Annotated in this window: 3 protein-coding genes; all 3 read right to left on the minus strand. The window is 45.8% G+C overall.

Features of this window, described 5'->3' with window-relative positions; all coding sequences use genetic code 11:
* Window positions 1-13: 13 nt before the first annotated feature.
* Entirely contained in the window at window positions 14-1,825 is a 1,812-nt protein-coding gene (locus tag MLE17_RS17330) for a RagB/SusD family nutrient uptake outer membrane protein (RefSeq protein ID WP_243349995.1), read from the minus strand.
* 56 nt (window positions 1,826-1,881) lie between these two features.
* Complete coding sequence (locus tag MLE17_RS17335) at window positions 1,882-5,025, minus strand: SusC/RagA family TonB-linked outer membrane protein (protein ID WP_243349997.1); 3,144 nt, start codon at window positions 5,023-5,025, stop codon at window positions 1,882-1,884.
* Between the two features lie 602 nt (window positions 5,026-5,627).
* Window positions 5,628-7,190, minus strand: a 1,563-nt coding sequence (locus MLE17_RS17340; RefSeq protein WP_243349998.1) for a T9SS type A sorting domain-containing protein, incomplete at its 5' end; no start/stop codon positions are given.

A 7,190-nucleotide genomic window follows, 5' to 3' on the forward strand; every position in this document is an offset into this window, starting at 1 on the left:
GGCTTACCGGGCGTTACCAACCCGGATTCTGAATGATACCTTTCAACTTATTGACCTCTGATGGCGGGAATGGATGCAAATAGTAATGCTCAAACCACGGACGTGTCTCGTAGATATACTTTTTGTAAGTATACTGGCCGTTGTTTTTCTTGGTTACCTTCAGGTCATAGATCGGACCTTTGAACGTATCACCCATTTTCCATCTCTTCAAATCGAAAAAGCGGCTATCCTCGAAGCCCAGCTCTATGGCTCTCTCCTTTTGGATCTGAACCCGCATTTTGGCTTTCGTATTGATCAGCGATTCATTCAGGGCAGGCATGCCTGATCTGGCTCGGATCGTATTGACCCTGGCGTAAACGTCAGCAACGGGTTTGCTGTCTTCATCGCCGTAATATTCATTCAACGCTTCTGCCAGATTGAGATACATCTCCGTCAGACGCATGTAAGGAGTAAATGGACGCCATTGGTTAGGCGAGGTATAACTGGTATTGTTCAGGTACCCGTAAATGTATTTGGTCAAATAATAAGCAAACTGAGCATTGCCGCGCTTTCCGTTGACACCCCCATTGGCAATATTACCGTTTTCGGCATCCCATATTTGCAGGGTTGCAGTAGGTAACTCCGGCAATACCTCACCGTTGTACGCGATCAGCTGTTTGAAGCGTGGATCCAGGTTGTCATACGGATAAGTAGGTTTATTAATTGGAGTGATGGTATCTGTATCCCAGTTGCGATAAGTACCGTCTTTTAGCTGAAACATCTCTACAAAGTTCTGGGTAGGCAGATTGGAACTATAACCGTTGAAAGGTGCGCCACGCGGCTTCCAGTTTACAAAGTTTCCATAATCAGTATACACGCCGGTCAGGATATACGGCATAATGATCTCTGTATTCCCCTTGGATGGCAGGTACTGATATGCCGCCGTAAAGTTTTTGGTAACATCGCCTACATTTGTCAGCTTCATGCCGTACAATTCGCAGGTATCGATAGTTGCTTTGATCTCATCAGCAGCAGTTTTCCATAGTTCTTTGTCGTATTTCATCAGACATATCAGGTTACTGTTGGTACCCAGATTGTCCATGTAGGGTCTATCGCTGTTAAATAAAGGACTTGCCATATACAACAACGTTCTGGCTTTGATCCCCATCGCCATGGCTTTGGAGGCGCGTCCGAAATCATTGCGGTCAGTGATAATAGCCGGAAAATCGGGCATGGCGATAACCTCGTCACAAAGCTGTACAATGTATTTGTAGGTATCTTCCAGCGAGGAACGGGGAATGGCTGATTCTTCGGTGGTAACAAAAAATTTCTTAGCCAGCGGCACTCCGCCATAACGCTTCATCAGTTCGAAATAATGCATGGCAATCATAGCCTTAGCTTCACCCTTGATCCTGTCTTTCTGTGCCTGAGTGGCATCCGGCACTTCATCGGTGCGCTGAAGCAACTTCCAGCCAATGCGGATGGCTTTATAATGGTATCCGAAGCGATCCTCACCCAGAGAATTGTTGGAAACCCACTCGGCAGCAACAGTTCCTTTGTTAAACTGGTGTGCCCCGTAGGCGCTCTGGGCATAATATCCACAGCCTATATCCGATGCGGCATCAAGTAAGGAGCGATCCAGGCGGGTGGAAGCAAATGGCATTTGGTTGACATTGTAGGTGTACATCGTCGAGAGATATTTCTCAACATTGGTCCGTTGGGTAAAGACTGAGTCTTCATTGAATTCCAGTACAGGAGGAAACTCCAGGTAGTTTTCGCATGCCGTAAAGGTCAGCATGAGGCAAAAGACGTGGAGCCCAAAAAGTATTTTTATTATTTTTTTCATACGATATTGCTATTATGATACTTCAAGATTCTATTGTCGTAAGCAAAGCCTACCCGTCAGAACTGTAAGTTGACTCCTAAGTTATACACCGCCAACTGTGGATAATTGATGTCCGAAATTTTTCCGTTTTCGGGATCTACAATTTTCAGCTTGTCCCACGTCAGGAGGTTCTGTCCACTCAGGTAAATCTTCAGGTTGCTCAGTCCCGCACGTTTGATCAGGCGGGTTTTGAAAGTGTATGAAACCTGAAGGTTTTTCAAGCGGAGATACGAGGCATCCCGTTGCCACAATGTGGAAGCATAATAATTGGACTGGTTGGAGTAGTTGACGGTCAAAATCGGTCGTGTAGCCGTAGCCGCAGTCTGTGGCGTCCATCTTTCATACTTCACCTCGTCAAGAATCTGCCCGTAAGCCAATCCCGGCTGTTGCATAAAACCGTCGACCATCACCGATACATTGGCAGTTCCCTGGAACAAAAAGTCAAGGTCAAAACCTTTGTAAGAGACTCCGCCTGAGAATCCGTAGTTGACCTCAGGGAAAGTAGGGTAACCAATAGGAATGCGGTCTCTGTCATTGATCACTCCATCGCCGTTGATGTCGGCATACTTGACATCTCCGGGTTTGGATACCCCTGAAAACTGTACGGGTGATTGTGCCACGTCGTTGGCATCCTTAAAGAAACCGATGAATTTATATCCGAACGGCTGTTCGTTGCGGCGACCTGTTTTTGCCAGATAAGGGTTCAGATAATCATACGCTTCATCAGTGTAAAGCACTTTGTTTCTTGCAAATGAATAGTTACCCTTCAGGCGATAATTCACAGATCCGATTTTGTCGTCCCAGCCCAATTCCAGCTCTACACCGCGGTTTTTCATGATACCGAGGTTTTCGACCGCACTTGTGGCTGCAAACATTGCCGGCACCGTATTCCGGGTACCCAGAATGTCTTTTCGCTTCTCGTAGAAATAGTCAAACGTCATGCTCAATCGTTGATTCAGCATCTTCAGGTCGAAGCCGTAATCCTGCTTACGCGCCTTTTCCCAGGTCACGTACTGGTTACCCAGCCTGTCTTCGGTATATCCGCCCATCGAGGTGTAATCCTCACTAAAACGGGCGCCATAGGATGCAATGTATTTTGAAGGATAATACAAGAAGCGAGAGCCTCCTTTGTCATTACCGACAATACCGTATGAAGCTCTGAGCTTGAAGTGGCTTACCAGATTGTCTGATATTATTTTCTTGAAAAATGGTTCGTCGGAAAGCAACCAACCTCCCGAAACAGCAGGAAAAAAACCAAACCGCCGTCCTGCAGCAAAGTTTTCAGAACCGTTGTACCCCAGGTTCAATTCAGTAAAATAACGGGAATTATAGTTGTAGGTGAAACGCTCTACCAGTCCTAAGTATGATACCGGAACAGCTGACGGATCATCTACGTTAAAACGCTGCTTGTTCTGGTTATAAAGCACCAGCTCCGAAATATTGTGCTTGTTGAAACTCTTTTCGTAGCTCAATCCGGCCTCCAGATACTCTTTGATACTGCGTGAACCAAATGAAGTACTGCTTAAGCCTCCGAGACTGGGGTCGGTAGAGTTGTACAACTTATACACTGGGACATGCACATCATTTATCACCGAATCCTTCAACGTATAGATCGCCGGAGTCCGCGATCGCTGGATGCTGTAGCTGTATTGAGTATCATAAGAGTATTTCACCCGGGCGGTCAGCCCTTTGGTGATGAAATCAAGCTTCTGATCCAGGCTGATGTTTGATTGAACTTTATTGGAAGTGTTACGGGTAAAACCGGTACTCATGGTAGCTATGAGGTTGGCATTTCTGCGGCCCTCCAGATAGACGATATTTCCATCCACAACACCCGGAGTGTAGGGTGCAGCTGTGGTTACAATCTGGCTGTACACGCTTCCGTTTACCCCCAAATCGCGATTGGATATGCCTGTGATTGATCCGATGTTAAAGTTCAGCTTTGTAGTCGGAGTCAGGTTTACGTCCAGATTTGTCCTTACATTGTATCTTTCATAATGGTCATTATTGCTGTATCCGTATGGCTTATTGAAATTTTTGTAAAGGCCGTCCTGGTTTTGGTAACCCAGAGAGACGTAATATCGTGCAAATTTCGATCCTCCACTCACATTCACATTATGTTGTGACTGGGCTGAATATTTGTTCATAATCAATTTGAACCAGTCTACGTTGGGATGGAAAATCGGATCGGTGCCATCCTTATAGTACTGGATGTCACTTGCCGAATAGCTCAGCTGTGATGGTGTAAGCAGAGGATTGTCATTGAGCTCTCCTTCGTTACGTAAAATGGCGTAATCGTAACTGTTAGCAAACTTTGGCAAACGAACCGCCTGGTTTAACGCAAAATTACCCGAATAGGTAACCTTAGCCGGTCCCTCTTTTCCCTGTTTGGTCGTTACCACGATTACGCCGTTTGCACCGCGCACCCCGTACACTGCCGTCGAAGCGGCATCCTTCAGTATGGTCATCGATTCGATTTCATTCATATCCAGCTGACTAAAATCTCGTTCGACACCATCTACAACCACCAATGCGCTGGTTGTATTATAAGTACCGCTACCTCGGATACGGAAAGTCACATTATCATTACCCGGCTGACCTGAGTTTTGTCGGGAAAAGACGCCAGTAGCACGACCTACCAACGCTTGGGTTGCATTGACTACCGGCGATTTCAGCATCTCTGTCGATGATATGGTAGACAGCGATCCGGTTACGTTGATCTTCTTCTGTGTACCGTACCCCACAACCACGACTTCGTTTACCAGGTGGCTTTTGGGTTCCAGCGTAATCCGGGCAAGTACTCCCGGTTCGATAAATATCTCTTTCTTTTCATATCCCATATAGGATATCTCTACCAGTGTCTTCTTAATTACACCCGGCAGATTGAATTTTCCGTCGATATCGGTCACAGTTCCACTGTTTCCGTCCTTAATTTTCACAATTGCACCAATGACCGACTGTCCGAAGTTGTCCCTGACAACTCCGGAAACACCTTTTCCCCTGGCTGTTGTACCCGGAGTCGGCTTGCCGGATTGTGCATTGACTACAAGAATAAAGCAAAACACCAAGCTAAAGGCCAACAGCCTCCGGCTCAGATTTCCTTTACATTCAGCTGTAATCTTAGAAGGTATCCATCTTACTTTCCTTGACAAACATTTCATATAGGTATAATAATTTTAAGTGAGTAATAGTGTCTGTTTTTTTGTTCTTCGCAGCGTCATATGCTGAATTTCAGGCGGGCGATCGCATTGATAATAGAGAGTGCAGTCATTTTTCATGTTCGTATTTGTTTTAAAGTTGATACTATAAACCATTTTCCGGTTTATACTTCAGCTATTGTTTCCGTAGTATTGCCGGCTTTGCCTTCGCACGCTTTTCAGTATTGTTAAACACTAACAATCAGAGTAGTGCACACAAACTCCCGTTTAGCACAGGGTCAGTATCAGGCCGGAAATACTTCCTCTGTCTGGCCGGATACTGATATTGGTCCTGTTTTTGTTCCACGATATTACGGAAAGCTGTAATAACCGAAACAGCCATTTTCCGTCAAAGAGCGGAACTCCCCCGGACATTAATCTCGTGTGTTCGCTATTGATTTGTATATCGGTGAAGAGAGGGAAACACTCACAGGAAGACAGCATTTACCTTTTATTAACTACACAAAGAGGACTTACACAAAAAGATGTCCCCTCAGAGAGCTATAAAAGATTTTGTATCCTTAGCTGATTTCTGAAGAGACCTCTTTTCAATCTTCCGGGAAATATTATTTCACTATAATTTTCCGGATATGTACTTTCCCTGAATCTTTAGTCACTTTGACAATGTATGTACCGGGTATCAGGCTAACCCTGGCGGCACTGTCTTCACTCAGAACAACCCTTCCCTGCAAATTGAAAATGTCTATTTTCGCAGCCTCGGATAGTTCAAATCCTTGTGCTGTTACTGTGACTTTAATGTCATCACCAGTCAGGTCGGTTGTCCCCATGCCCGTCGACGAGGCATTTACGGTTACGCCAAGAAGCCTGAGCCAGCCCGAAGAGGTAATGTCAGACTTTGCAGAAATATTAATCCCCTTAACGTTATTTCTGGTAACATCGACTATAGCTACAGCCCAGGTGTAATCCCCTGCCGGAACGTCTTTGACCTGAGTGATGAAGTCATAGGTTACAGGCGCTCCCTTCAGCCATTTGGAAGGATCGGAGTTAGTATCGACAAAGATGGACTTCACACTATCGTCGGTTTTGCTCAGCAGCGCAAAGGCAACCTTGTATTTTTGATTCCATTGCGGCAGATTGTTCGGACAAACACCCCAGCCGAGATTATTCCAGCGGTGCACGATCTTAACGGATGTGTTATTTGTCACCGTCCCGGGCAGTGAGACCATGTCGGGATACAAACGGTATGCACCTTCTATTATAAAGCTATTTACCAGGGAATAAGCATCTTTGAACCACGACTGCACTTCGCCGCCGGCGCGGAAGTCCATCACATTGACATGTGCGGCCTTTGAATCATCGTATTCACCCTGGCGTACATGGGCAGCCGTCTTGTATCCGCGGGGGTCTACGGAATAGTTCATGGTATTTACGCACCAGCCACCTTCCATTATAACCGGACGGGTGGGAAACCAATCGGTTACAATTCCCTTTTCGTAGCTCTGGTAATAACTCGTCATTCCAAAGGCATCGTGCCGCAACATATAACCTTTGTTGAAAGCGCTTGTCAAAAGGGTTTTAGTATCGGGATTGGGACTTGCCCATTCCTGTGGTAAACCGATCAACCGGTGGTAATTTATTGCCAAGGGAACTTTTTTAAAATTAGTCAGGTAAAGATTCGTGATCCAGTCGAAAACCGACTGTCTGTTGGCCGTATTCAGATATAGTACCGTGTGCGCTTCTCCCCATTTGCCCAGTCCGTATCCATCGATGAAATCAACCACATCAGGATCGTCAAATTTTGCGGCAAAAGCTTTGATAAACTTCTCATATTTCGCCTGGAAAACGAGGTCATCTGGATAAGGAGACCATACCGATACACTTCCTGTCTGCGTTACATACCCCTGTGCGCCCGCATCTCTCACATATGTTGGAGTAAAGTTTCTGGGTTTGTCGCGGCTATCCTCCACTATACGGAACGCGAGTTTAAGCCCTCTTGCTTTTGCTCCTTCAATCAGCATTTTAATCGTTGCATTATTATCCCAGGCATAAACTCCTTCCTGAGGTTCTAAATCGGCCCATCCAGTACGGATATACAAAATACTGGCGTAATCGGAAGCCTTGACGGTTGTCCCCAATTCGGGTACAGAAACCTTGTCGAGTTGGGTCCA

The organism is Parabacteroides sp. FAFU027, from assembly GCF_022808675.1.
Taxonomy (GTDB): domain Bacteria; phylum Bacteroidota; class Bacteroidia; order Bacteroidales; family UBA7332; genus CAXXIC01.

What these genes read in the sequence shown, in the direction of transcription:
- MLE17_RS17330 (WP_243349995.1), bottom strand. Translation starts at nt 1,825, where the DNA reads ATGAAAAAAATAATAAAAATACTTTTTGGGCTCCACGTCTTTTGCCTC.
- MLE17_RS17335 (WP_243349997.1), bottom strand. Translation starts at nt 5,025, where the DNA reads ATGAAATGTTTGTCAAGGAAAGTAAGATGGATACCTTCTAAGATTACA.